This window comes from Bowdeniella nasicola, from assembly GCF_900107735.1.
Lineage (GTDB): Bacteria > Actinomycetota > Actinomycetes > Actinomycetales > Actinomycetaceae > Bowdeniella > Bowdeniella massiliensis.
In genome coordinates, this window is the sequence record NZ_FNQV01000010.1 from 86,750 (window position 1) to 111,297 (window position 24,548).

The following is a 24,548-nucleotide window of genomic DNA, read 5'->3' on the forward strand; positions in this document are numbered from 1 at the left end:
CTGCGGCGTGGCGGTCCCGCTAGGGCAGTTCGCGGCGGCGGAAGACCTCGATGGCTGCGTAGGCGATGACGGCGGCACTCAGCAGGCTCGTCGCGATGGGGAGCCACAGCTCGGCCCCAGAGACGGATTCAGTGGCGATGCGCCCGGGCAGGGCCAGGATGCCGGCGGGGCTGTAGCGCGCGGCCGGCGGCCAGATGGCAAGGAGTTGCAAGACGAAGAACGCGCCGATGCCGATACCGGCGGCGCCGATCTGGCTGGCGAGCGCGGCCGAGGCGAGCCACGTGACCGCAAGCAGCAACGCGGCGGCGACGCACCAGGCCGCGGTGGCGGCCACGAGGCGCACCAGGACGCCGTCGGCGAAGAGCAGGGCCGTCATTCCCGCGGCGACGAGGGAGCCGAGCAGGCTCGTCGCGAGCGTGATGACAAGGCCGACGACCATCGTCGCGGTGACGTAGGCGGCGCGCGAGACGCCGCGCGTGAGGAGGAATTGCGCGGTGCCACGCGCGACGTTGCCCGCGATCGCGCCGCCAGCGATGACGATGAGAGCGATAAGGACGATCTGGGTGAGGTTCTTTGTCCACTGGGTGGCGGCGTCGGTCGCGGTGGGCTCGGGGATGAGCTCTCTCAGGGCGGAATCGCCGAGGCTGGAGAGGATCGCGGGCAGGTAGTAGGCGGCGATGGGGCTTAAGAACGCGAAGATGGCGATGAGGACGACGATGACGACGAGGCGCGCGCCGCGCCGCCACGCGAGCCACTCGGTGGCGATCATGGTGCGCAGGCCGCTCATGGTGGTGGGGGCACTCATGCTGCACCGCCGCGCGTGAGCTCGACGTAGACGTCCTGCAGGCTCGCGCCCACCGCGCCCGCAGAGACAATGTCCGCACCTTGGTCTGCGAGCGCGTCACGGATCGCGCCCTCGCTTTCCGGTCCCGGCAGGCGGAGGCGGACCTCGTATTCGCCGGTGGCGGATCCGCGGGCGAGGACGTCAGCGATGGGGCCTTCGGCGATCATCGCGCCGTTGTGGATCATGCCGACGTGGGTGCACACCCGTTCGACGTCGGCCAACAGGTGGGAGGAAAACAGCACCGTCGTCTTGCCGCGCAGCGAGGCGAGCAGGGCGAGGACGTCGGCGCGGCCGAGCGGATCAAGGGCCGAGGTCGGCTCGTCGAGGATGAGGAGCTCGGGTGCGGAGATGAGCGCCGTCGCGATGCCGAGCCGCTGGGTCATGCCGCGGGAGAAGCCGCCGATGCGGCCGCGCACTCGCGCAAGTCCTGCGGTCGATAGCAGTGCGGGGATGCGCGCGTCGGTCACGTCCCGCGGCGTGCCAGAAACAGCGCCCGCGAGGCGCAGCGCCTCGGGTGCGGTGAGCCACGGGTAGAGGCCGGGGACGTCGGGCAGATAGGACACGCCGCGCACGGCCGGGGCGGGCAGCGTGCCACGCTCGATACCGAGGACGGTGATCGTGCCGCTCGTAGCGGCGGCCAGGGAGAGCGCGATGCGCAGCGTCGTCGTCTTGCCGGCACCGTTGGAGCCGATGAAACCGTAGATCGCGCCGCGCGGTACGGACATATTTAGGCCGTCGAGCGCGGTGTGCTCGCCGTAGCGTTTTGTCAGGCCTGTGGCCGACAGAGCGAGATCGCTCATCTCGTATCGTCCGTTTCGGGATAGAGGAGGTCGCTGAGAGTCTCGCCAGCTCGTTGGTCCTCGGGCGGCGCTTCACTGTGCCGCGTGCGTTCGCGGATGACGATGATGAGGAAAATCGTCGGGCCAACGATGCCCACCAGCAGGATGACGAGGAGCCAGGCAAACTTGTTGCCCGGCAGGAGCGCGGCGTCGGTGTGCAGCCAGATGATCGCAGCGGTGACGGCGAGGACCGCCTGCACGATGACGAGGATCGCGAGGAGTTCGAGTGGGATGCCGACGTCGATCATGAGCGCAGCTGGGTATCGAGTTCGCTGAGGGCCGCCTTGATGACTCCGACCGTGACGCCACCGGCGACGACGGGGTAGGCGAGGATCGAGGCGAGGACCGCCAGCGAGGGCTTGTCGGGGCGGGCGGCGGAACGTGCGGCAGCCAGCACGAGGCCCGTTGCCATGGTTTGGGCCCCCGTCGCGAGTGCCGATGCCGCCACGTTGGCGCCCGGGTCGTCCTTGCCGCTGAGCTGCGCGAGGCCAGCCGCGCCGACGGACAGGGCGATCGGGGCCGCGAGCGCCGCCGCGGGTGAGGCGAAGGACCGCGGCCGGAATGCGCTATTCCAGCCCGTCGGCAGCTTCCTTGCGCGAACGCCCACGACGCCCGCGGCGACGATGGTGGTCGCGGCTCCCACGAGGGGCGCGAGTGCCAGCGCTCGGCGCACTCGGGCAGGGACGTAAGGGTCGAGGTCGGGCAGCGAGTCATCGGGGCGGATGAGGCCGAGCCTGACCGCGAGCGCACCGAGGTTGAGGTCCCACCCGAGACCGATCGTTCGGCGGACGAACAGCTGGGGGTTTTCTGGATCGAATTGTTTCAGCGCGGTGGGCGTCGTCGTCATGTCACTGTCCTAGGATCGCGGTCATTGCGGTAGAAAGTTCCCGCCAGGCATCGGTCAGGTTCGCCAGCTGGCGCCGACCGCCGGCGGTGAGTTCGTAGTATTTGCGCGGCGGCCCCACCGGGGATTCCTGCCAACGGGGGGCAACGAATCCCGCTCCTCGCAGCCGCGTGAGCAGTGGGTACAGCGTCCCCGAGGAGACTCGCAGGCCGCCGTTGGTCGCGAGGCGCTCCAGGAGTTCGCCGCCGTAGCTCGGGGCGCGCTCGAGTTCGGCAAGAACGGCAAGCTCGAGTACGCCTTTGCGCAGCTGGGAGTCCTTGGCCTTCATCTCGCTACCTCGCTTACCGAGTATCTATGTTTTACATAGTAGCAGGCGCAGGACTAGCTAGAGTTCGCAAACCTCACTATCCACAGACCGAGAGCCCATCGCCGCGCGAGCGCTTACCCTCGAGTTATGGCTGACAGCACTGCGGACCTCATCATCGGCGAGGACGGGCTCGCGCGCCCGGCGTGGGCGGCGGGCGATCCTCTCCTGCGTGAGTACTACGACACCGAGTGGGGCATGCCCGTGACCGACGAGTCCGGTGTCTTCGAACGGCTCAGCCTCGAAGCGTTTCAGTCGGGGCTGTCGTGGCGGCTCATTCTTGCGCGCCGGGAGGCCTTCCGCGAACTTTTTGCGGGCTTCGATCCGCAGGCCGTTGCGATGTTCAACGAGGACGATGTCGAACGGCTCGTGGCCGATGCCCGCATCATCCGAAACCGCCGCAAGATCGAAGCGACGCTCGCCAATGCGCGCGCCACGCTGGAGCTTCGAGCAACCGGCAGTCTGTCGGATCTCGTATGGAGCTACCGGCCGGCACGCACTCCTGCTCCGCGCAGCGCAGCCGAGGTGCCGAGTTCGTCACCCGAGTCCGTAGCGCTAGCAAAGGAATTGAAGCGGCACGGATTTCAGTTCGTGGGCCCGACGACGATCTTCGCGCTGATGGAAGCCATCGGTATCGTCGATACCCATCTAGTTGGCTCGCACCGACGAGGTGCCTCCGAGCTGTGGAATCCCGACGGCACCCAGCGCCTCAAGCCGGCTGCGGAGGGAGCGTAGACTCGCACCCATGAACTGCGCGCGACGATGTGGCCCACTCATCCTCGCGGTGGCGGTCTTACTCGGAGCGTGCAGCTCCTCGGAGCCACCGGAGCCTATCGTTCGTGGTCCACTGCCGGGCGCCGATGCTGATCGCGAGGCACTCGACCGCGTCCGCAGCGACAATTACGGTCAAGCCTCCCCTGATGCAGCCGAATCTGCCCCCGCGACGAACGCGCCCAAGCCGATCACCGACCTCACGAGCGAGGAGCGTCGAGCATTCTTACTGCTCGAAGCCAAGGGCGAACCGCAGGAGCCAAGCTGCACGCCAAAGGACGTCATCTTCCGCTACCAGTTCAACGATGCGGCCGCGGGCCACCGCTACGCCGTCATCGAGGTCGAGAACATCAGCGCCCAGGATTGCGGTCTGGGTTTCTTTCCCGGAATGGGCGTGGCCTCCACCGACGGTGAGCCTATGTCCCCGCGGTTCGAGGTGAGCGATCGCGACATCAGCAATGAGCCCGTCACCCCGCGCGCAATCGTCCTATCTCCCGGTGGTAAGGCATTTACCGAGATCGAGTGGACAGGCGAGCTGGCAGGAAATTGGCAGCCGCACCTAGGCGCGTTCGCGATCCAACTCGCCCCGGGAGGCGACGTCGCAATGTACGAGCCGCCCGAGCCGATCATTGACCTCGGCAACGGCACAACCCTGCGGTTCACGGCCTGGCAACAGTAGGGTGGAAGCACGCTACGGAAGGACCCGTGATGGCTCGCGCACTGCTCGTTGTTGATGTTCAGCCGACCTTTTGCGAGGACGGCGCCCTGGGCGTTGCAGGCGGCAATGCCGTCGCCCAACGAATCGCCGACTTCGTCGCATCTCATCGCGACGACTACGCCCTGATCGCTACCTCGCAGGACTGGCACATCGACCCGGGCGAGCATTTCTCTGACAATCCGGACTTCGTTGACACCTGGCCACCGCACGGCGTGGCCGGAACCGCCGAGGCCGAACTGCACCCCGCGCTCGCGGGCTTAAACGCCGACATCGCTGTCAAAAAGGGTCAATACTCCGCGGCGTACTCGGCATTTGAAGGCGTCACCGAGGACGGCACGAGCCTCGCGGAGGTCTTGAAGGACGCGGGAATTGAGGCCGTCGATGTCGTCGGCATCGCCGAGTCTCACTGCGTGTGCGCCTCAGCGCTCGACGCCCGCAAGGAGGGCTGGCCGGTGCGCTGCTTTAGCGACCTTACCGTCCCAGTCTCCGAGGAGCTGGGCGCGGCCGCGCGACAGACCATGGCCGATGCTGGCGTCGAGCTCGCGGACTCCTCAGACCTGGGCATGGCGGGACACGCCTAAATGATTTCGCTTGATCGGGCACGTGACCTTCGCGCTGCGGGCATCCCGTGGACGCCGCGTAGCGGAGATCAATTCATGATTCCGGACCGCGATCTCGATAACGAGGTTTTCGTTATCTCGGAGATGACGATCGAAGCTGAGAATCTTCCGACGGGCCAGATCGTGAAGTTCAACGGCACGACCGAGTGGGCGCTCGACTCGATCTCGACCGATGACGTCCTGTGGTTGCCGCGAGAAGACCAACTACGCGAATTCCTCGGCGAGAATTTCACTCGACTAGAAGCCGCCGCCGGTGGGTTCGTCGTGGAGTTACGCGACGGCTCACGGCACGCAGATGCAAGCGCTGCCTCCGCCTATGCGCGAGCAGTGTTATCGCAGCTGCGCTAGCTTGCTCCTACTCTTCGAAGAAGTCCTCATCGATTTCCGGGATCCTGATGACCTGGCGGCTTTGCACACCGACACCGTATTGCAGCATCAGCTTCGTCAGCAGCTGGCCGTCGACGAGGACAATCTTGCCGTGGATTTCTCGCTCTGCAAAAGTTCTTGCGTCTGACGTGAAAGACGACGTGGTGATGAAGACGCCGCGATCCACGCCGCGTCCGGTGATGGCACCAAGGAATCCCTGAACGTCTGGGCGTCCGACCGAATTGGTGTCGGCGTAGCGCTTTGCTTGGATGTAGACGTTCTGAACACCCAATGGGTCCTGGGGAATGATCCCGTCAATACCTCCATCACCGGAGCGCCCGGTATGAACCATGCGGCGTTCTTTTCCGCCATAACCCATGGCTGTCAGGAGATCGAGAACCGCCTTCTCAAAGAACTCGGGTGTCGAGTCCTGCAGCCGGGCAAGTAATTCCGTCGCTACGACATCGTTGATCTTTTCAACATTGTCCTGAATAGTCTCCATTGGATCCTGGTCGTCAGAAACACTCGCGGAACTATCACGGACTTCGTCTCGCGATGCACGACGTTCTTCGAGTTTCGCCTGGTACGCGTCCCACATCGGTAAGCCAGCAAGATCCGCTTCACGGAAGGGCCTGTCACCCCACTTGGCAGCGAGCTGACGACCCACCTCGGTGATTCGATAGAGCCCTCGAGCCGGACGTTCCACTGCCCCCGCAGTTGCGAGCGATGTGATGGCCCAACCGATCCGGTTCAAGCTTCTCGACTGCCCGCTGGGAAGTCGCTCGGACCGTTTTTCGGGTGTTAGACCTGCGTAATTGCTGACCAAGGAATTGAGTTCCTGGCGCACCCGCGTCTCACCATCGAGGAGAACTTGGAGCACCATCGGTCGGAAATCATCGGAGGTGGGCATGTCGGAAGGGTGTGAAGCCATGTCGCTATTATCGCCGCTCCCTACAAAAGCGAAGCGTGTCGAAGTCCAGTATCGAAAACGCGTTACATCGAAATTGATGCTAGATCGGTTTCGGTTGTCGTCGATAGTGTGGACTCACAGCCAGGAGAGGGGAGCCGGCCGTGGCTTTGACGTTTGATATCGAGGAGCGCCGGGTGTTCTTTCGCGACGTGAAACCCTATGAGGTTCCGCAAAGGCTGGAGAATTTGAAGGGCCCAGCCAACGGTGTTGTCGATCTACCGCACTCGGTGCTGTGGGCACCGGGCGGTGGCCGAGTCGATCTGGATGCGGAGGGAGGAATCGGTCTGGCTTATCGGGCGGTGCTGACCGAGGGATCCGTCGCCGATCAGGTATCTGTCATGAATCGTGCTCGCCTCATGTCGGTGTGGCCGGAGCTCCTGCTGCCGCGGCGTGTGCGCGAACTGTGGGAGGTTCGGTTTCCCGAGCTCCGCACGTAGGTCAGCGGTTTGCTCGGGCAAGGACGGCGGAAAGGCGCTGCCGACCCTCGCGCTCGAAGGCTTCGTCGCCGACCTTGTAGGCCCAAGCGGCGGTGGCGATTGCTTCGCGTAGCTCGGCCATGAGCCACTGCGGGCTCGATTCGATCCCCTCGGCCAGACCATAGCCGCGGTGAAACGCTGCGCGCGTGGCAGGGTACGTGCGCCATTGGCGGCCAGCGATGCGCAGAAAATCTAGGACGGCGGGCCGGTGACCGAAGCGTCCGAAGTCGATGAGTGCGACGCGGCCGTCGTGCACGATCCAATTGCGGGGCGAGAAGTCGCCGTGGCTGGGGACGACGATGGCGGGCCCCGGACGGTGGGCGCGCAGGATCTCGCGCGCTCGATCGGCTTCAGCGGGCGGGATGCGGTGGGGGCGGTTCAGCCACTGCAGCGCCTTTTTCCGCATGTTGCGCTCGATTGACTCGTCGATGCTTTCGCTCGCTGAATGCAGCTCTCGTAGCAGTTCGCCGGCCTGCTCGCTGATGTCCGGTTCCGCCTCGCAGGCCGTCCCCTCAACGAGGGTTCCGGGCAGGTATTCGGCGCACAGGATTCGGGCCTCGCGGTCGGCGGCCATCAGCTGGGGCGCGGCGCCGCGGGCGATCAGGGCCTGCAGGGCGCCGTCGTCGTGGGCGGAGATTTCGCGCGCGATGTGGTGGTTGTCCGCGCCGCCGGCTTTGATAATGACCTCGCCGTTTCCACTCGCGCAGTGCAGGACGTAGGAGTCCACGAGGTGCCACGACAGATCGGCGACGAGGCGCGCGCCCGGCAGCGCCGTCGCGATGAAGTCGCGCTGCGAGTCCGTGAGGTGGGGGTAATCGATGGCGGCGCGCACGGTTCTTATTGTGACAGGCCAAAGCCCGCCGCCACGGCTGGTGGGGCGGGCTTTGCTCGGGCGAAAAGCTAGGGCGCTAGTTCGTCGCGACGGCGGCGGCGAGCTGGTTGAGGGATTCTTCCAGCGCGGATTCGTCGAAGGCGGGGAAGATCGAGATGAGGTCCTTGTCCGTCACCTTGGACCAGTCGTAGGTGAGGGTCACGTTGGTGGAATCCGAACCGTCGGCTTCCAGCGTGTAGAGCCACTCCCAGCCGGCGGGCTCGTCCTTGTTCTCCTCCTGGGCGGGCTGCCAGCCGACCATCTTGTTCTCGTCGTAGGCGGTGACGTGGTTGTACATCTGGTAGTCGCCGCCCATGGCTTCGGCGTGCATGTTCATGACGAAGACGTCGCCGACCTGTTGGATGCGCTGGGACTTCTCGTCGGAGACGACCGTGCCGGAGCCGTCGAATTCGCTGTGGCGGGCCGGCAGTGTCAGCAGGTCGAAGATGTCCTTGGCGGGAGCGTCGATGATCCGGGAAACGATGATCTGCTTGTCATTGGTAGTCATGCCTTTACTCTGCCCGAGGGCAGGGATGGTCGCATGTTGAAAGGGGAAGCGAGGTCACAGCTGCGAACGGTTGACGTACGTGCGGCACTTTGCTTTTTTTAGAGGCACGTCACAGATGCAAAAAACCAGCAGGCGAGCCTGCTGGTTGATGGCGGCTATTCAGGGAAGTGGTGAATGCCCAGATCAGACGCGCCTTGACGGTCTTGCCCGCGCCAGTCGACGCCGTGAGAGATGACTCTGACAGCGGCCCGTAGCGGCGGTACATGTCCCGGGCCGGATCCAGGTTACGCAGCACGTCCCGGACGGGCCTCGCTCTGGTAGTCCTTCAGGGTGAACCTCATGGTCGGTCCGTTCGTCCGGGCACCCACAGGCCCGAGGGGTCCTGGCGGGAACCGAGAACTTTGGTCGCGTTGCAGATGCGAGCGTTCAGTCCATCTCGATGGGAGTAGTGCCAGATCGTCACGCCAGGTGAGTCGAAGTACTTCTCGAAGACAGTACGGAACTCCTGCTTCTTCTCCACTAGATCCCCGACGCTCCCACCAAGGAAGACGACTGTGGCGTGGCGAGGCGGTTCAAGATGCCCAAGGGTCTCGTCCAGGAGCTGGGCGCAGATATCCCGATGCTTGGCATCACTCTTCAGTTTCTCTTCGGCCACTTTGGAAGACGTCTCCACGGTAATGGTGTCGAGGTCCACGATGAATCCTCCCCACAGGCCCCAGTGGTAGGCCACGGCACGAAGGCGGTGGTCCTTGGTCACAGAACTCGTGTCGTGGAAGCAGCCGAAGGTACGCACATCCCGAACGACCCGCCCGGTCTTATCCTGACGTCCGGCAGGGTTCAGTCCGACGAGCACAATGTCCCGCTGCAGGGCCTGCCCCACTCCTGCGAGGTAGTCGTCCTCAGTGGGCGTCTCGAAAAAGCCCACCTCACCCACTCCTGCGGTGGTCAACTGGCTGTCCGGGTCGAGCACCTCCGGCGGGTTCTCCCAGACCGCCCATGAAGCCACCTCGGCGCGGTTGGCACGCATCCATTGGTAGACGCTGAACGGCACGCTCGTGGTCATGGTTATTACCTCCGGTTCAAGGCGAAGTTTTGCAAGTACGACTCGCAGAGCCGCACCGGGAACTCGACGTATTTATTGTGGTACTTCCAATCCTTCGCACCCGTGTTGTATGGCGGGTTCAGTCAGCCGCGACACTCGCTACGCCTCCTTCACGGTCTGCGAGTGCTCCAGACCCGCTCTTACCATCGTAGGCAGCGGCACCGACAGAATGCTTGAAGCTGGGCCTGTCGATGGCGCGGTGGTTAGTCACGGTGTTGTCGAAGGCCACAGGGCCCTCCAACGCAGAACTCCCGGCCCAGGTGACCCGGGACCGGGACTTCTCTTGAAGAAGATCGGCTAGTACCAATGAATTGCCATGATGGCTATTCAGGGAAACGGCGAATGCCCACGTCAGACGCCGCTCACCGACGTTCTGAACACTTCACCACACGCCCAAGGGTAGGTTCACCACAAGGGTGGTGGGATACAGCGGGGAGGCTGTGCTCGCCAGAACTGTCAGTGGCCTCTGGCAACGTCTTAACCATGAAGCGCGCCTATACCGCCCTGTGCAACGCGACCGACCGGGACCAGGACCTCATCACTGCCCTTCGTTGGGCCCTGGACCACGCCGAGGACGGCCAGCCCGTCACGCTGTGGTGCTGGGACAAGGAGGGCCTCCCTGCGGGGCCTCGTGGCTCAGGCCCCTCGCTGGGGATCGCGGTCCACTCAGAACACCCACGTCCGCGTGGTGGTCGCCCCTTCCGTGCTCCGAACGGCCTGTCGTGGCTGTGGACCTCCCGTTGGAGACTCTGGTGGAGATCGAGCCCTTCGATGACCCTGTCTGCCTCTTGCACGCCTACATGCCGGAGAACGACGAGCGGGGCGGATGGATCGGCGGGGACAATCTACCTTTCGACCGTTCTTGGGATCAACGCCTACCGACCCGAGTGCCTGTCAGGCCGGCCCATCCAGACTCCCAAGCCCCTCATCACCAACCCCGCGATGGCCGTAGCGATGATGTCGTTCACCGGGAGGAGCTACGACGGCACCACGATGCACGACTACGGCGACGGTGACCGCGTGACCCATGGGCTCATGGAGTTGCGGAAGGGCGGGCCGTCATCGAGCCGGACCTGCTGTTCGCTGCTTCCCTGCGGGCGGGCTGGTAGGGACGTGAAGCGGTGCTGTTCTGGAACGTCGCCAAGGAAGTCGCCAAAGGCATCAAGAAGCGTCCTAAGCACCACTACCGCGAGGACATCCTGAGCCACTGGCGCTCCCAGGCCAACACGCCCCAGTAGTAGCGCGCTCCCGTGGTCCAAGGAGTGTCAGTGGTGCCGTCCATGCTGGAGGTAACGAGCTGAGGAAGGAGGTGAACATGAGCAAGGGCGACATCGAGACGTACAACGAGGACGGCCAGTGGAAGAACCGCGCGCAGGGCAACAGCCGGGCGAGCAACGTGCACGACACCAAGGCAGCAGCGCAGGCGGCGGGCCGAGAGATGGCCAAGGACCGAGGCGTGGAGCACGTCATCAAGAAGATGGACGGCACCATCGGTGAGAAGAACTCCTACGGGAGGGACTCCTACCCGCCGAAGGGCTGACCGAACTAGAACTCCGCGCTCTTCACTGAGAGGGCGCGGGGTTCTGCATCTCAGCGACGACAAGAACTATCTCGCTGGAGTTCTTGAGGATGTCGGCCAGCCTGGCAACTGTCCAGGCGCATGAGAGCGACCAACCAGCAATCCCTGATCTCCCCCGTCTTCGAGGTAGCCGAGCGCGCCACGAATGACCTCACCCCCCTCGTCTCCGATCTCAACCGGGACCGCACCGAGTACGCGCTGGCGTCGGTGCTGCTGGAGGAGGCGTGGATCAGCAGCCGCTGGCGGTCTGAACACCCTAGAGAGGCCAACCCGGCTGTGGACAGCCCCCGAGAATATACGCATGAGCATCGACGCGGAATACCCCGGATACCCACGGCATCCTGAACACACCGACTGGCTCCTTGAACTCGGGAGGGCCACCTACGCGGCTGCCGGGCTGTCCGGCATCGCTTTCGATCTCCTGAGGGTGCACTCAGGTTTCGAGTCTGAGGACCTGTACAAGGACCCTCTGGGCAGGTTGCTGGAGAAGTTACGCAGGACCCCTCCCGCAGTAGGCGGGATCGAGGACTTCATCGCCCTGGCCGAAGATGCACTGGTGGTGCGCAACGATGTCCTGCACGCCCTCCCCGTGCTGCACGGGTTGCGTCGTCGTCGCAGTGACGATCTCGGCTACGTCCGCAACTACTACGACCTGGCCTCACTCCGGGAGGCTACGCAGGTCATGCAGAACGCGCGCCGGAAGGGCAATGAGGTGCTCTACGCCGGTGGTGGTGAAGCCGTCAGGCGCTGGGTCGAGAGCGGCTGATCAGTCGGACTCGGGGCGCACCGCGTTGGCGATCTTCACCGCGACCTGCTCCAGCGTGTCCTCCCCGGTGCTCAGTCCCGACCGGGACGCCAGCAGTGGGCTCTCGTCACGGAGTTCCTCGTAGGTGATGCCGTGGACGACCGGAATCACCCGGTCAGTGGCCAGCAGGGCCGACAACTCCTTGTCCGCGATGCCCTCGGCTGCGAGGCTCCTCAGAAGGTTGGGGGTGGCCAGCACGATGCCGATGTGTGACATGCGCAGACCCTTGTCGATCTCTCGCACTAAGGAGGTCCCCAGGGCAACGTCCTTCTCCGAGAACCACACGCTTACCCCGAACCTCTCCAAGAGGTCGTGGAGTTCCTGCGCGGCTCCTTGACGGTCACCCCAGGCGTGGCACAGGAACACGTCACGACGCTCGGGATGCGCTGCCGCCTGACGTTCGGCTTCCGTAGCCACGGCCCCTAAGGTGCGGTCCTCCGTGGCGCGGTAGGTGACGCTCGGGCGGCTGGCCGACTGCAACTTCCGGTTCGTGTCCCTCACCCACTTGTCGATTTTGCGCTGAGCGGCCTGCTCGTTTCGACGTTGCTGGGCCTTGACTTCGTTCTCGGCCTTGCGCTGCGCAGCCTTCAGGTCGCGCTCGAACTGCTGCTCGGCCTTGCGCTGAGCTGCGCGCATCTGAGACCTGATCTGGGACTGGGACGGCATGCGTGGTACTGGCACGTGTGGGCTCCTAACTGATCGGTGGAGTCCAGCATGGCATGGAGCACTGACAGAATTGACGGGCTGAGTCGACAGCGGGGACATATACCTCAGTCTCGGGGAGCCGCTTCACCGTCCGCGAAGCCGTGGTACGCCCGGATGTCCCGCTCGGGCTCAGGAAGTCCATCCCTGCGGGACTGGGCCTCCTTGCGACGGTATTCTCGGTCAACGACCTCGAAGACCTCGGCAAGCACCTCTAGGTCAGCCTGGAGGGTGTCCTTGGGGTTCTGCTGGTTCATGACGGTCGCTCCGTGATGTGGGTTTGCGCTGCTGGGTGCTATAGAAAGTAGACGCACAGGCGTACGAGCACGCTCGGTCGGCTCACTCTGTTGGGTAATTTGGACTGAGTGAACGAAAGAGTCGCGAAGATCGGAACGCGGTACCCGACGCGGAGCGACGTGGCTACCGCCCAGCGGGTGCATCACCTGCTGGGCGTGTGGGTCCGAAAAAGAAGTGAGCATCGCCGCTTCAGCCGATTGGGACGGCGGCTAGGCCATTGACCCGAAGGAGTATGGACTTCTTTGCTCCAACTGCCACTTGAAGGCGCCGCAGTTGGGTTCCGCCGAAGTGTTCTGGGCATGGCTCGCTCGCCACCAGTCCTCAGAGGCTGGCCCAGCGAACGCTACTATAGCGTCTCTGGTTGACAAACTGAATCTTCTGCCCGCCGAAGAGCGGGAGACGGCGCTGACTCACGGTGTCGGAATCGCGGTCCTGACCGCGAGCCGAGGCAGGCCAGACCACACGGCCTACCGCGAAGACTGCGCCGACCGGACGTTTGGTGAGGTGATGGAGGAGGCCCTCAGAATGGTCGTGGACTGGCTGCATGAAGGGTCGCTCGCGCACCGGATAGGCCATCCCGAGGAAAGTCTTGACCGAACGTGAACTCAGACGCTACGAGTTCAGCCGCCCCCGGTTTGGTAGCCCAGACGCATTGCCACGAACCACCTAAGTATCTACAGGCGGTAGCCGCGCTGCGAAACGCGCAGCCTGTCTCTTTCGCGCTTTGCCTCCAGCGCCCTCTCCATCGCCATTCGAGGCATCGTCATGCGAACGCTGGTGGAGATGTCTCTCTTCGTCTCACCTGCCATGATCGCGTCACAGAACTCCGGCCCGCACTTCTCACACCAACCTGATTTGAGGACAACGGCGGCTTGGTCGTCCTGTGGGAGACGGTCAACGGTTGTCTCCGTCCAAAGGTTCGCGGACGGACCGTCGTTGCAGTCACAACTGAAGGCGATGTAGTCGTTATTCTTGAACTTTTCCCACACCTGCTGGGTAACGATCATCTCGTGTCGCTCGGCAGCCTGCGCACACTTGGCTGCGTAGTTGACCGGCCTGCCCGCCCAGACGGCCTCCTGTTCTGAGACGTTCCGCCGCGTTCCGATCTTCTTGACGAGGGTGCGTGCAGCGTGGACACCCACCTTGTAGCCAGTCTCCGGGGCGTCTGGCCACCGCTTCTCGAGTCGTTCCACCAGGTCTTCGCTGAACGTCTTGATCGTGACCCCTGCGCACAGTGCTCGCTCGTAGGCCCGGTCGCCCCAGAAGAGGCCGAATCCGCCGTCGCCTTGGATGTCGATGAAGTTCGCCTTGAAGTCGTGGAAGATGCGCACCGCACCCTCGACGCTGCTCTTGTAGATGCGGGCGGTCGACTTGTCGTGCTTGCCGGTACCGAGGTGGGTAGACCCCTTCAGGTCACAGACCACGGCCACAACCTCAGGAAGTTTGATCCACGTGTCGCTGGACGAGGAGGGGATGTCCTGGGCCTTGAAGGTGCCGTCCTTCTCCACCACAGGGATGTCGGAGTTGTTCAGAACTGTGTTCACCTCTTCGCCCCGTGCGTCGAGGAGGGAGGTCAGGAAGGCGGGTTCATCGCTCATATAAACAAGTCTACGGAGCCGGTCTGACACTCTTGGGCTACCAGCACAGCGCCTGGCCTACGACTACCGCAACCGTGCCCAGCAGAGACAGGAATCCGAGAAAGATGGCCCGGTTGGCCCACGTGTATTTACGGACGGCTACGCCAGAGTTCGCCACGATCTGACGCGCAAGGTGCTCGGTGACCGTATTCGGATCAGCCAATGCGACCCTGAGGTGTGCCGCGTACTGGTCGGGCTGGCCCGCAAAGTGCCGATGAACGTCGCCGTAGTAGAGCGGGTTAAACTTGGTCTGGTCGGGCTCGTGGGCGAACTGGGGCAGGAGACCCAGCGTGGCTGCGCCAGCGGCGAGAAGGAGAAGCAGTCCCGTCAGTCCTTCGATCCAGAGCATGGCTGCCGAAGGGCTCCCAGCCTCGACCACGAGCGTGATGAGGCCGGCTGCCAGCACCCCAAGGAAGGCGAGCACCACACCAAGTTTGGTTTCGGCGTGCTTCACCCACTCGTTGACGTTGGTCAGGACATTCCAAGCCTCTGTGACTGTCGCTGCATCAGGGTCGCTAGCGGACGCGCCGGACAGAGTGCTTGTGGGTGCAGGAGAGGTCCAAATGCGCCTGAGCCAGTCAAGGAGGGCCATCTCAGTAGTCGCTCGCGATGTCGGACTCGTAGAATCCCTTGGCGCTATTGGCGTCGCGGATGGTCTGACGGAGGTGGTGCATGGTCAGGTCGACGACACGCCTGGCCTCTCCGGTCTCGGCCACGGACTCGATGCGGCGGAGCTCGCCCTGGTACTTCTCCGCGAACGCAGCCTGCCCGCGCAACTTGGGCAGGGCATCGGAGAGGTGATGCCCGTGGGGGTCCACCAAGTCTGCGACGACCTGGGCGGCGTGATCGGTTCCGAAAAAGATGAGGCTGCCTCGACGTAGTTGTTGTACTTCCAGTCCTTCGCACCCGTGTTGTGTGGCGGGTTCAGTCAGCCGCGACACTCGCTACGCCTCCTTCACGGTCTGCGAGTGCTCCAGACCCGCTCTTACCATCGTAGGCAGCGGCACCGACAGAATGCTTGAAGCTGGGCCTGTCGATGGCGAGGCGGTTAGTCACGGTCTTGTCGAAGGCCACAGGGCCCTCCAACGCAGAACTCCCGGCCCAGGTGACCCGGGACCGGGAGTTCTCTTGAAGAAAAGTGGCTAGTACAGCGAATAGCCATGGTGCTCGAGAGAAGACTTGAACTTCCACGCCCTTACGGGCACACGGACCTGAACCGTGCGCGTCTACCAATTCCGCCACTCGAGCAGCGTTCATTTTGGAACATCAGTATCGTAGCGCGCCTAGCGCGTCGAAGGAAATCTGGGCCAGAGAGATGCTCAGCACACCTCACCCGTTAGAATCGCAGTGTATAGGTATGTCCAACCCCAGGGGGCCAGCAATGAGCTTTCTCGACAAGTTCGAAAAGAAGGTGGAAAACGTCGTTTCTGGGGCGTTCTCCAAGGCCTTCCGCTCGGAGATCAAACCCGTCGAGATCGCTTCGGCGGTGCGACGCGCGATGGATGAGCGAGCCGCCGCGGTAGCGCGCGACCGCACGATCGCGCCGAATGACTTCAAGGTCACACTCTCGGCGACGGACGAAGACAACTTTGAGGCATGGGGCGCCGACGCCCTGGCCGAGGAAATCGCGGCGGCGGCGACCGAGCACGCGATGAGCCAGTCCTATTCCTTCGTCGGGCCAGTGCGCGTCACCTTCGATCTCGATTCGGAGCTCACGACGGGCCAGTACCAGATTGCCTCGGCGACCAAGCGCGGGGCCGTGGCTCCCGCGACGACGTCGAATGCGGCCGAGCGGCACCCCATCGTCGACATTGATGGGCGGCGCTACCTGCTCACTGGCCCGGTCACCGTCATCGGGCGCGGCTCCGAGGCGGACATCGTCGTCGACGATACGGGCGTGTCACGCAAGCACCTCGAACTGCGGGTCACGCCGCGCGGCGTGATCGCCACCGACCTCAACTCCACCAACGGGCTGTACGTCGAGGGGCATAAGGTGCCGGCGGCGACGCTCGTGGATGGCAATACGCTGACGATCGGGCGCACGCGCATCCTGTTCTGGTCGCAGCCGGGAAGCGAGGGCTGAGCCCATGAGCGAACTCGCCGTCACCCTCCTACGGCTGAGCTACCTCGCCCTCTTGTGGCTCTTCATCCTCTTTACGCTCGGCGTGCTGCGGCGCGATATCTTCGGCACGACCGTCACCCCCCGCGGCCCGGGACGCCCGCCCAGCAAACCCGCAAAGCGGCGCGAGGCACGACCGGCGGCTCGCCCCGCGCGCACCGAACCCACGCGCCTCATCGTCACCGAGGGGCCGCTCACCGGCTCCGCGGTGCCGCTGTCCGGCTCCGCCGTCATCGTCGGGCGGGCCTCGACCTCAACGCTCGTGCTCGATGACGACTACACCTCCTCGCGCCACGCACGGTTCTTCCCGCACGAAGGCGGCTGGTACCTCGAAGACCTCGACTCGACCAACGGCACGTACGTCAGCGGCACGCGGATCTTCCAGGCGACGCCCGTCGCGCCCGGCACGCCTGTGCGCATCGGCCAGCACGTGATGGAGCTGCGCCGATGAGCGTGCAATTCCGCTACGCCGCCCGCTCCGACGTCGGCATCGTGCGCTCGAACAATCAAGACTCGGCCTACGCCGGGCCCCACCTGCTCGTGCTCGCCGACGGCATGGGCGGCCCCGCGGGCGGCGACATCGCCTCCTCCGTCGCCGTCGCGCACCTCGCGCCGCTCGACGATGACGCCCCCGGCGCCGATGACCTCATCGACCTGCTGCGCGGCGCCGTCGAATCCGCGCACGACGAGCTCATGGACCGCTCCGATACCGACCCGGAGCTGGAGGGGCTCGGCACAACGTGCATCGCGCTGCTGCGCTCGGGCACGAAACTCGGCATGGTCCACATCGGCGATTCGCGCGCCTACGTGCTGCGCGAAGGGACGCTGCACCAGGTGACGACGGACCACACCTACGTCCAGCACCTCGTCGACATCGGGCGCCTGACCCCCGACGAGGCCGAACACCACCCGATGCGCAACATGATCCTGCGGGCGCTCGGCGATACCGACGGCGAAGTCCTGCTCGATACCTCGGTGCGCGAGGCCCACCCGGGCGAGCGCTGGCTGCTCGCCTCCGACGGACTTTTTGGCGTCGTCTCGGCCGAAACGATCACCGAAACGCTCACCGAGCACGAAGACGTAGATGCGTGCGCCGACGAGCTCATTCACCTCGCGCTGCGAGCCGGAGCGCCCGATAACGTCACCGTCATCGTGTGCGACATCCTCGATTCCAACCTCCTCGCCGACGGGCACCAGCCCTCGACGACGCCGCAGATCGTCGGCGCCGCCGCGACCGACCGACTCGCGCGCACCCGGGCATCGCTCAATTCGGGCGCCGCCGGCCGGGCCGCGAACCTGCGACCGGCACGCGCGGCCGAGCCCGATGAGGAGGCCCCGGCGCCCAAACGGCGCGGGCGGATCATCGGGCGCGCGCTCGGCGCCCTGCTCATCCTGCTCATCCTGGCCGGAGGCCTCGCCGCCGGCTACTCGTGGACGCGCACCCAGTTCTATATCGCCGAGGACGAGGGCGTCGTCACCGTCTTCCAAGGGATCCCCCAAAAGCTCGGGCCGATCTCGCTGTCCGACGTTCACCACCGCACCGACATCGACGTCGACGCGCTGCCCGATTACGCCAAATCGCGCCTCACCACGCCGACGACGCGCTCCTCGCTGGAGGAGGCCGATGCCGTCGTCGCGAACTTCCGTTCCCTCGCTAGGCCCTCGCTCGCCGAGGAATCCACCCCCGACGCCACTGAGTCGCCCACCCCCAGCGAGTCGCCCACACCGAGTGATTCCCCGTCGCCAAGCGAGTCGCCCTAATGGCTACCGTCGCGATGCGTCCGGCCCGCTCCGGCCGGCTGACCGAGCTCCTGCTGCTGCTCCCGGCACTCGCGCTCGGGCTGTACGCCTACGTCCAGGTCGGGCTCGCCGTCGACGGCGCCGTGCCCGCGCGGCTGACGACGTATGCCGCGGGATTTAGCGTCCTCGCGATCATCACGCACCTCGTCGTGCGGTGGCGGGCGCCCTATGCCGATCCGGTCATCCTGCCCATCGCCGTCGCGCTCAACGGGATCGGGCTCGCGATGATCGCCCGGCTCGACATCGCCTACAAGGCGAAGGACCCGAACGCGCACGCCTTTGCCTCGGGCCAGCTGCAATGGACGATCCTCGGGATCGCGCTCGGCCTCGCCGTCATCCTGCTGCTGCGCGATCACCGCACGCTGCGGCGCTTTACCTACCTCTCGCTCATCGGCGGCCTCATCATGCTGCTGCTGCCGCTCGTGCCGGGCCTCGGCAAGACGATCAACGGCTCGCGCATCTGGATCGGCGTTTCCAGTTTCTCCTTCCAGCCCGGCGAGATCGCCAAAATCCTGCTCGCGATCTTCTTCGCCGGCTACCTCGCGACCCAGCGCGATAACCTCGCGCTCGCCGGCCCGAAGATCCTCGGGCTGCAACTGCCGCGGATCCGCGATTTCGGCCCGATCCTCATCGCGTGGGGCGTCGCAATCGCAGTGCTCGTCTTCGAAAAAGACCTCGGCTCCTCGCTGCTGTTCTTCGGGCTATTCGTCGCGATGCTCTACGTCGCGACCGAGCGCGTCTCCTGGATCATCATCGGGCTCGGCATGTTCCTCGCCGGCGTCATCCTCGCCGGCAACCTCTTCAGCCACGTCTACGCCCGCTACGAAATCTGGCGCGACCCGCTATCCACCGAGCTGTACAACCGCAGCCCGGGCGGCTCCTTCCAGCTCGTCCAGGGCCTATTCGGCATGGCGCAGGGCGGCCTTATGGGCACCGGCTGGGGCTATGGCCACCCCGAACTCGTCTACGCCGCGCACTCCGATTCCATTACGGCCTCCCTCGGCGAGGAACTGGGGCTGACCGGCCTCATCGCGATCCTGCTGCTCTACCTCATTCTCGCGCTGCGCGCGATCCGCATCGGGCTCAACATCCGCGACGCATTCGGCAAGCTGCTGTGCGGTGGCCTCGGCTTCATCCTCGCCTTCCAAGTCTTCGTCGTCGTCGGGGGCATCACGCGCGTCATCCCGCTGACGGGCCTGACCTTGCCGTTCCTCGCGCAGGGCGGTTCCTCGCTCATCGCGAACTGGATGATCATCGGGCTGCTACTGCGGATGTCGAACGGCGCGCGCCAGCCCGGCATGAGCTCGCCGACCCCGCAGATCGTCGACGGCCCGCTGCCGCCCACTATCGGCGACCTGTCCGATGACCAGCAGCGCACCGAGGAGGTGCGGCTGCGATGAACACCCCCCTGCGCCGCCTGTCGATCGTCATGATGGGGATGTTCGCCGCGCTACTCATCTCCACCACCGCGATCCAGTTCTTCCAGGCCCCCGCCCTGAACGCCGACGCCCGCAACGTTCGCGAAATCTACCGCGAGTACGGTCGCGACCGCGGCCCGATCATCGTCGGCGGCGAGGCGATCGCCACCTCCGTACCCGCCGACGACGTCTACCGCTTCCAGCGCACCTACGCCGACGGCCCGCTGTATGCGCACGCCACCGGCTACTTCGCGACGGCCTTCAACTCGGCGACGGGGATCGAGCGCGCCGAGTCGCAGGTGCTGAACGGCACCGCCGATTCGCTCCTCATCTCGCGCATGCAGGACCTCATCACCGGCAAGCAGCCCAAGGGCGGCTCCGTCGAACTCACGCTCGACCCGGCCGCGCAGAAGGCCGCCGCGGAGGCGCTCGGCAACCAGAGCGGCGCCGTCGTCGCGCTGCGGCCCGCAACCGGCGAGATCCTCGCGATGGTCTCCACCCCGAGCTTCGATCCGAACGCGCTCGCCACCCACGCGACGAAGGACGCCCGCGCAGCCTGGGAGACGCTGTCAAAGGATCCGGCCAAGCCGCTAACGAACCGCGCGCTCGGACCCGACACCTTCGCGCCCGGCTCCGTCTTCAAGGTCATCACCGCCGCGGCCTACCTGGAGGAACACGGCGGCAACGCCGCCCAGGAGGTCCCGACGCAGGCGACGCTCCAACTGCCCGGCTCCTCCCACATCCTGCATAACCCCGGGCGCGGCTCGTGCGGCAGCGGCGACGTCGGCCCGCTCAGCTACGCCTTCGCGCACTCCTGCAACACGACGTTCGCCCAGCTCGCGATGGACGTCGGCACCGAAGCGCTGACGGCCCAGGCCGAGGCCTTCGGCTTCACCGACTCGCTCGAGGTCCCCATGCGCGCCGCCCCCGGCACGCTCGGCACCGTCGGCGATAGCGCGCAGCTCGCCCTGTCCGGCATCGGCCAGTTCGAGGTCCGCGCAACGCCGCTGCACATGGCGATGGTCGCCTCCGCCGTCGCCAACAACGGCAGCCTCATGCGTCCCTACCTCGTCAAAACCATCCGCGACGCTGACCTCTCCGCCATCTCCGAGACGAGCCCCAGCCAGTACTCCCAGCCCATCTCGGCGCAGACGGCCGCGACGCTGAAGGACCTCATGCGCTCGGTCGTCACCGACGGCACGGGCGGGCCCGCCGCCATCTCCGGCGTCCAGGTCGCGGCCAAGACGGGCACCGCGCAAACCGGCAACGAGTCCCACCAGCACGCGTGGATCGTGGGCTTCGCCCCCGCCGACGATCCGCAGGTCGCCGTCGCCGTCTTCGTCCAAAATGGCGGCGACGCGGGCTCCGCGGCCGACGGCGGCCGCACCGCCGGCCCCATCGCCAAGCGCGTCATGGAGGCGGTGATCGCCAAGTGATCGCCTCCCGCACGCTCATCCACCCCGGCCGCATCCTCGCCGGGCGTTTCCGGCTCGACTCCCCGATCGCCAGCGGCGGCATGGGCGAGGTCTGGCGCGGCATCGACCTCGACGAGCCCGACCGCGAGCGCCGCACCGTCGCGATCAAGATCCTGCGGCCGGACCTGCGCTGCGAGACGGTGTTCCTGCGCCGCCTCGCCGCCGAAGCCACCCACCTGGCCGCCCTCGATCACCCATCGATCGCGCGCTTCGTCGCGCACGGCCACAGCGGCAACGTCGACTACCTCGCGATGCAGTTCGTGCCCGGCGTGCCGCTGCACACCCTGAGTGAGGCGGGCCTCGTGAGCTTCCCCGACGCCGCGCGCATCCTCGGCAAGGTCGCCGACGCCCTGGCCCACGCCCATGATCGCGGCGTCGTGCACCGGGACGTCAAGCCCGCGAACATCCTCGTCGACGCACCCAGCGGGGGCGTGTGGGTGACGGATTTCGGCATCTCCTTTGGCTCCGGCTCCTCCGATCTGACCAAGGTCGGGCGCGTCATGGGCACGGCGGAATACCTCGCGCCCGAGCGCGTCAAGGGCGCCGCCTCCTCGCCCGCGACGGACCTGTACGCCCTCGGCGTCACGGCCTTTGAGGTCGTAGCCGGCTACCGGCCCTATGACGGCCCCAACCCGCTCGCCATCGCGATGAAGCACGTCTCCGATCCGATCCCGCGCCTGCCGGCTCGCGTGCCGCCCGCCCTCGCGCGCGTCATCACTCGGTTACTTGCCAAAGATCCGGCCGCCCGGCCCGCGAGCGCCGCGGCCCTCGCCGCCGAGTTTTTCGCCCTTGATACTGTTGCACATCCAACCCCACCTGAGCCGCCGGCCCCGCCGGCGCCAGCGGCCCTATAGGAGGACACGTGGTAGATCGAGCCCCGCAGATGCTGGCGGGCCGTTACGAGATCGGTGAGTTGATCGGCCGTGGCGGCATGGCCGAAGTTCACATCGGGTACGACACGCGCCTGTCGCGGCGCGTGGCGATCAAGCTGCTGCGCGAAGACCTCGCCCGCGATCCCGTCTTCCTCGCCCGCTTCCGCCGCGAGGCCCAATCCTCCGCGGCCCTGAATAACGCCGCCATCGTCGCGGTCTATGACACCGGCGAGGAAGAGGTCATCTCCCCGCGCTCGGGAGAGAAGGTCGCGCTGCCCTACATCATCATGGAGTACGTCGAGGGCCACACGGTGCGCGACCTGCTCAAGGACGGCACCGCGGTACCGATCAACGAGGCCGTCGAGATCGTCGACGGCGTCCTCATCGCCCTCGAATACGCCCACCGCGCCGGCATCGTCCACCGCGATATCAAGCCCGGCAACATCATGCTTACGCCGCAGGGCGAGGTGAAGGTGATGGACTTCGGCATCGCGCGCGCGATGGCGGACTCGCAGGCGACGATGACGCAGGCCAATGCCGTCGTCGGCACCGCGCAGTACCTCAGCCCGGAGCAGGCCCGCGGCGAGGTCGTGGACGTCCGCTCCGATCTGTACTCCACCGGCTGTCTGCTCTTCGAGCTGCTGACCGGCCAACCCCCGTTCACCGGGGATAGCGCGGTCGCGATCGCCTACCAGCACGTGCGCGAGACCCCGCGCACCCCATCGTCGATCGCCTCGGATATCCCGGAGGCCCTCGATCGGGTCGTGCTGAAGTCGCTCGCCAAGGACCGCGATCAGCGTTACACGGACGCCGCCCAGATGCGCAAGGACCTCCTCGCCTCGGTGCGCGGCGGCACGGTCAGCGCGCCGTCCACCGCCGTGTGGGGCGTCGCCGGCGGCATCGCCCCCGGCGCTACCACCGCCATGGCGAGCCCGGTCCCGCCGCCCACGCAGACGATGCCGCGCGACCCGGGCACCTCCACCCAGCCCGCGATCGCCACCCAGCAGCGCAGCTCCAAGGGCTGGCTGTGGGGCCTCCTAGCGTTCCTCGTCGTCGTGCTGTCGGTCGCCGCCGCCTACCTCATCATGAACCGGGACACGGCGCCGCCCGAAACCCCCAAGGTCGAAGTCCCGGTCCTTACCGACATGAACCAAAACGGCGCCCGCGTCGCCCTCGAAGCGGTCGGGCTGTCTATGGTGATCGGCGACGACGTCCCGCACGATTCGATCGAAGCCGGCCTCTTCGTCTCCTCCGAGCCGCCCGCCGGCACCTCGGTCGATAAGGGCAGCGACGTCACCGTGCACTTCTCCTCCGGGCCGGGTGAGGTCGAAGTCCCCGACGTCACGGACCAAACCCAGGAGCGCGCCCGCGAAGCCCTCGAAGCCGCCGGGCTGAAGGTTTCCAACGTCTCGACGGAGGACGCCCCCGGCAAGCAAAAGGACGTCGTCCTCAGCACCGATCCGAAGGCCGGCTCGAAGGTTCCCAAGGACTCGAGCGTCACGATCGTGGTCGCCTCCGGCTTCGTGAACGTCCCGGACCTGAAGAACAAGACGCTCGAGGAAGCGACGAAGATCCTGCAAGAGGACCTCAAGCTGACGCTGCGCATCACGGAACAGGAAACGGGCGACGTTGACCCGGGCCTCGTCATGAGCCAATCGGACTCCGGCAAGGTGGAGGTCGGCTCGACGATCGAGCTCGTCATCTCCAAGGAAGCGCCCGCCATCATCATCCCGACGGAGACACCTTCGCCGACGGACGGCATCACGCCTAACCCGACGGGCACCCCGAGCGAAGGCAACGAACTGCCCTCCCCGCCCAAGGACGACAACAACTAGCGCCGAGCAAGCCGCCGGCCGGCGGCCTAACCCACACATAACCGCCCCCATCCCGGCGCAAACCGGACATGGGGGCGGTTATGGAGACTTAGGTAGGTAGCCCCCAGCCCTAACTCTCCCTAGCGTCCCCGTTTCCTGCACCAACGCAGGACGGCACGGATGCGAGCCAGTTGGCAAGGAGCGTCGCCCCGCCCTCGGTGAGGACGGACTCGGGGTGGAACTGCACGCCCACGAACGGCAGCTCGCGGTGTTCGATCGCCATGATCGTGCCGGACGGCGTCGTCCCAGTCACGCGCAGCTCGCCGGGCACGGAGTCCGCGGCGATCGCGAGCGAGTGGTAGCGCGCCACCGGCAGCGGGCTGGCAAGCCCCGCGAAGATGCCGGAACCATCGTGCTCAACAACGTCGGCCTTGCCGTGCATGAGTTCGGGCGCGTGGGTGACGCGCGCCCCGAAGACGGCGCCCAGCGCCTGATGGCCCAGGCACACCCCGAGCATCGGAACCGCATAGCGCGCGCACTGCCGGATTGCCGCCATGGAGACGCCAGCGTCTTCGGGTGTGCCGGGCCCCGGGGAGACGACCACGGCGTCCACGTCGCGCGGGTCGGTGGGCGCGCGATCGGCTCGCACGACCTGAACGTCAGCGCCAAGCTCACGCAGGTAGGACACGATCGTATAAACGAAGGAATCGAAGTTGTCGATCATTCGGACGCGCACT

At 65.8% G+C, this 24,548-nt stretch carries 29 protein-coding genes and 1 tRNA gene; 14 read left to right on the forward strand and 16 right to left on the reverse strand.

Features of this window, described 5'->3' with window-relative positions:
• Positions 1-19: 19 nt before the first annotated feature.
• Genes BLU67_RS08525 through BLU67_RS08545 form a run of 5 tightly spaced genes read right to left on the reverse strand, consistent with a single transcriptional unit; the run spans position 20 to position 2,855 of the window.
• Positions 20-805, reverse strand: a complete 786-nt coding sequence (locus BLU67_RS08525; RefSeq protein WP_143027387.1) for an ABC transporter permease subunit — start codon at positions 803-805, stop codon at positions 20-22.
• Entirely contained in the window at positions 802-1,644 is an 843-nt protein-coding gene (locus tag BLU67_RS08530; RefSeq protein WP_092564980.1) for an ABC transporter ATP-binding protein, read from the reverse strand. The genes BLU67_RS08525 and BLU67_RS08530 overlap by 4 nt, the downstream gene beginning before the upstream one ends.
• Entirely contained in the window at positions 1,641-1,931 is a 291-nt protein-coding gene (locus BLU67_RS08535; protein ID WP_092564982.1) for a hypothetical protein, read from the reverse strand. Before BLU67_RS08535 ends, BLU67_RS08530 begins: the two co-directional genes overlap by 4 nt.
• Positions 1,928-2,530, reverse strand: coding sequence for a hypothetical protein (locus BLU67_RS08540; RefSeq protein ID WP_092564984.1), 603 nt, complete (start codon positions 2,528-2,530; stop codon positions 1,928-1,930). The genes BLU67_RS08535 and BLU67_RS08540 overlap by 4 nt, the downstream gene beginning before the upstream one ends.
• Position 2,531: 1 nt before the next feature.
• Positions 2,532-2,855 (reverse strand): PadR family transcriptional regulator, encoded by a 324-nt coding sequence (locus BLU67_RS08545; protein WP_092564986.1) that lies wholly within the window; start codon positions 2,853-2,855, stop codon positions 2,532-2,534.
• A gap of 126 nt (positions 2,856-2,981) precedes the next feature.
• Between BLU67_RS08545 and BLU67_RS08550 the strand changes: the two genes are divergently transcribed.
• Genes BLU67_RS08550 through BLU67_RS08565 form a run of 4 tightly spaced genes read left to right on the forward strand, consistent with a single transcriptional unit; the run spans position 2,982 to position 5,348 of the window.
• Positions 2,982-3,626, forward strand: a complete 645-nt coding sequence (locus tag BLU67_RS08550) for a DNA-3-methyladenine glycosylase I (protein WP_092564988.1) — start codon at positions 2,982-2,984, stop codon at positions 3,624-3,626.
• Positions 3,627-3,636: 10 nt separating this feature from the next.
• The gene (locus BLU67_RS08555) at positions 3,637-4,341 is read left to right on the forward strand and encodes a DUF4232 domain-containing protein (RefSeq protein WP_092564990.1); all 705 of its coding nucleotides are present in this window, start codon (positions 3,637-3,639) and stop codon (positions 4,339-4,341) included.
• Between the two features lie 29 nt (positions 4,342-4,370).
• A complete protein-coding gene (locus BLU67_RS08560) occupies positions 4,371-4,961 on the forward strand; it encodes an isochorismatase family protein (protein WP_092564992.1) in 591 nt (196 codons plus the stop codon).
• The gene (locus BLU67_RS08565) at positions 4,962-5,348 is read left to right on the forward strand and encodes a pilus assembly protein CpaE (RefSeq protein ID WP_092564994.1); all 387 of its coding nucleotides are present in this window, start codon (positions 4,962-4,964) and stop codon (positions 5,346-5,348) included.
• A 7-nt stretch (positions 5,349-5,355) separates the two neighbouring features.
• On the opposite strand, the gene BLU67_RS08570 is transcribed toward BLU67_RS08565, so the two are convergent.
• Positions 5,356-6,276: a restriction endonuclease gene (locus BLU67_RS08570; protein ID WP_222842439.1), complete on the reverse strand. Its 921-nt coding sequence runs from the start codon at positions 6,274-6,276 to the stop codon at positions 5,356-5,358.
• Between the two features lie 161 nt (positions 6,277-6,437).
• On the opposite strand from BLU67_RS08570, the gene BLU67_RS08575 reads away from it, so the two are divergent.
• Complete coding sequence (locus BLU67_RS08575) at positions 6,438-6,773, forward strand: transcriptional regulator (protein ID WP_222842440.1); 336 nt, start codon at positions 6,438-6,440, stop codon at positions 6,771-6,773.
• Between the two features lies 1 nt (position 6,774).
• Here BLU67_RS08575 and BLU67_RS08580 read toward each other — a convergent pair whose 3' ends face one another.
• The 3 genes from BLU67_RS08580 to BLU67_RS08590 all read right to left on the reverse strand — a co-directional run bounded on the left by BLU67_RS08580 (position 6,775) and on the right by BLU67_RS08590 (position 9,254).
• A complete protein-coding gene (locus BLU67_RS08580; RefSeq protein WP_092564998.1) occupies positions 6,775-7,644 on the reverse strand; it encodes a phosphotransferase in 870 nt (289 codons plus the stop codon).
• 76 nt (positions 7,645-7,720) lie between these two features.
• Entirely contained in the window at positions 7,721-8,191 is a 471-nt protein-coding gene (locus BLU67_RS08585; RefSeq protein WP_092565000.1) for an SRPBCC family protein, read from the reverse strand.
• Between the two features lie 337 nt (positions 8,192-8,528).
• Positions 8,529-9,254 carry a uracil-DNA glycosylase family protein gene (locus BLU67_RS08590; RefSeq protein WP_092565002.1) on the reverse strand — a complete coding sequence of 242 codons (726 nt, stop codon included), beginning with the start codon at positions 9,252-9,254 and terminating at the stop codon, positions 8,529-8,531.
• 1,354 nt (positions 9,255-10,608) lie between these two features.
• On the opposite strand from BLU67_RS08590, the gene BLU67_RS08595 reads away from it, so the two are divergent.
• The gene (locus tag BLU67_RS08595) at positions 10,609-10,833 is read left to right on the forward strand and encodes a DUF2188 domain-containing protein (protein ID WP_092565005.1); all 225 of its coding nucleotides are present in this window, start codon (positions 10,609-10,611) and stop codon (positions 10,831-10,833) included.
• Positions 10,834-11,173: 340 nt separating this feature from the next.
• Positions 11,174-11,638 (forward strand): hypothetical protein, encoded by a 465-nt coding sequence (locus BLU67_RS08600; protein WP_092565007.1) that lies wholly within the window; start codon positions 11,174-11,176, stop codon positions 11,636-11,638.
• Here the strand turns inward: BLU67_RS08600 and BLU67_RS08605 are convergent, their stop codons facing one another.
• The 6 genes from BLU67_RS08605 to BLU67_RS08635 all read right to left on the reverse strand — a co-directional run bounded on the left by BLU67_RS08605 (position 11,639) and on the right by BLU67_RS08635 (position 15,561).
• Complete coding sequence (locus tag BLU67_RS08605; RefSeq protein ID WP_222842441.1) at positions 11,639-12,358, reverse strand: toll/interleukin-1 receptor domain-containing protein; 720 nt, start codon at positions 12,356-12,358, stop codon at positions 11,639-11,641.
• An 89-nt stretch (positions 12,359-12,447) separates the two neighbouring features.
• Positions 12,448-12,636, reverse strand: a complete 189-nt coding sequence (locus tag BLU67_RS08610; RefSeq protein ID WP_092565011.1) for a hypothetical protein — start codon at positions 12,634-12,636, stop codon at positions 12,448-12,450.
• Between the two features lie 714 nt (positions 12,637-13,350).
• Entirely contained in the window at positions 13,351-14,274 is a 924-nt protein-coding gene (locus BLU67_RS08620) for a hypothetical protein (RefSeq protein WP_092565015.1), read from the reverse strand.
• Positions 14,275-14,311: 37 nt separating this feature from the next.
• Complete coding sequence (locus BLU67_RS08625) at positions 14,312-14,767, reverse strand: Pycsar system effector family protein (protein WP_143027389.1); 456 nt, start codon at positions 14,765-14,767, stop codon at positions 14,312-14,314.
• 139 nt (positions 14,768-14,906) lie between these two features.
• A complete protein-coding gene (locus BLU67_RS08630) occupies positions 14,907-15,254 on the reverse strand; it encodes a hypothetical protein (protein WP_092565019.1) in 348 nt (115 codons plus the stop codon).
• A gap of 220 nt (positions 15,255-15,474) precedes the next feature.
• A tRNA-Leu gene (locus tag BLU67_RS08635) sits at positions 15,475-15,561 on the reverse strand.
• 133 nt (positions 15,562-15,694) lie between these two features.
• On the opposite strand from BLU67_RS08635, the gene BLU67_RS08640 reads away from it, so the two are divergent.
• The 7 genes from BLU67_RS08640 to pknB are packed head-to-tail and all read left to right on the forward strand — an operon-like array spanning position 15,695 to position 23,832.
• Positions 15,695-16,396: an FhaA domain-containing protein gene (locus BLU67_RS08640; RefSeq protein ID WP_092565021.1), complete on the forward strand. Its 702-nt coding sequence runs from the start codon at positions 15,695-15,697 to the stop codon at positions 16,394-16,396.
• Between the two features lie 4 nt (positions 16,397-16,400).
• Positions 16,401-16,883: an FHA domain-containing protein FhaB/FipA gene (locus BLU67_RS08645; RefSeq protein ID WP_092565023.1), complete on the forward strand. Its 483-nt coding sequence runs from the start codon at positions 16,401-16,403 to the stop codon at positions 16,881-16,883.
• Positions 16,880-18,193 carry a PP2C family protein-serine/threonine phosphatase gene (locus BLU67_RS08650; protein ID WP_092565025.1) on the forward strand — a complete coding sequence of 438 codons (1,314 nt, stop codon included), beginning with the start codon at positions 16,880-16,882 and terminating at the stop codon, positions 18,191-18,193. The genes BLU67_RS08645 and BLU67_RS08650 overlap by 4 nt, the downstream gene beginning before the upstream one ends.
• Positions 18,193-19,632 carry an FtsW/RodA/SpoVE family cell cycle protein gene (locus BLU67_RS08655; protein ID WP_092565027.1) on the forward strand — a complete coding sequence of 480 codons (1,440 nt, stop codon included), beginning with the start codon at positions 18,193-18,195 and terminating at the stop codon, positions 19,630-19,632. The genes BLU67_RS08650 and BLU67_RS08655 overlap by 1 nt, the downstream gene beginning before the upstream one ends.
• Entirely contained in the window at positions 19,629-21,086 is a 1,458-nt protein-coding gene (locus BLU67_RS08660; protein WP_092565029.1) for a peptidoglycan D,D-transpeptidase FtsI family protein, read from the forward strand. The genes BLU67_RS08655 and BLU67_RS08660 overlap by 4 nt, the downstream gene beginning before the upstream one ends.
• The gene (locus BLU67_RS08665; protein ID WP_092565031.1) at positions 21,083-21,979 is read left to right on the forward strand and encodes a serine/threonine-protein kinase; all 897 of its coding nucleotides are present in this window, start codon (positions 21,083-21,085) and stop codon (positions 21,977-21,979) included. The genes BLU67_RS08660 and BLU67_RS08665 overlap by 4 nt, the downstream gene beginning before the upstream one ends.
• 8 nt (positions 21,980-21,987) lie before the next feature.
• On the forward strand, positions 21,988-23,832 hold the full coding sequence (gene pknB / locus BLU67_RS08670) for a Stk1 family PASTA domain-containing Ser/Thr kinase (RefSeq protein ID WP_261977079.1): 1,845 nt from the start codon (positions 21,988-21,990) through the stop codon (positions 23,830-23,832).
• A 109-nt stretch (positions 23,833-23,941) separates the two neighbouring features.
• On the opposite strand, the gene BLU67_RS08675 is transcribed toward pknB, so the two are convergent.
• Complete coding sequence (locus BLU67_RS08675; RefSeq protein WP_092565035.1) at positions 23,942-24,535, reverse strand: anthranilate synthase component II; 594 nt, start codon at positions 24,533-24,535, stop codon at positions 23,942-23,944.
• Positions 24,536-24,548: the final 13 nt, after the last annotated feature.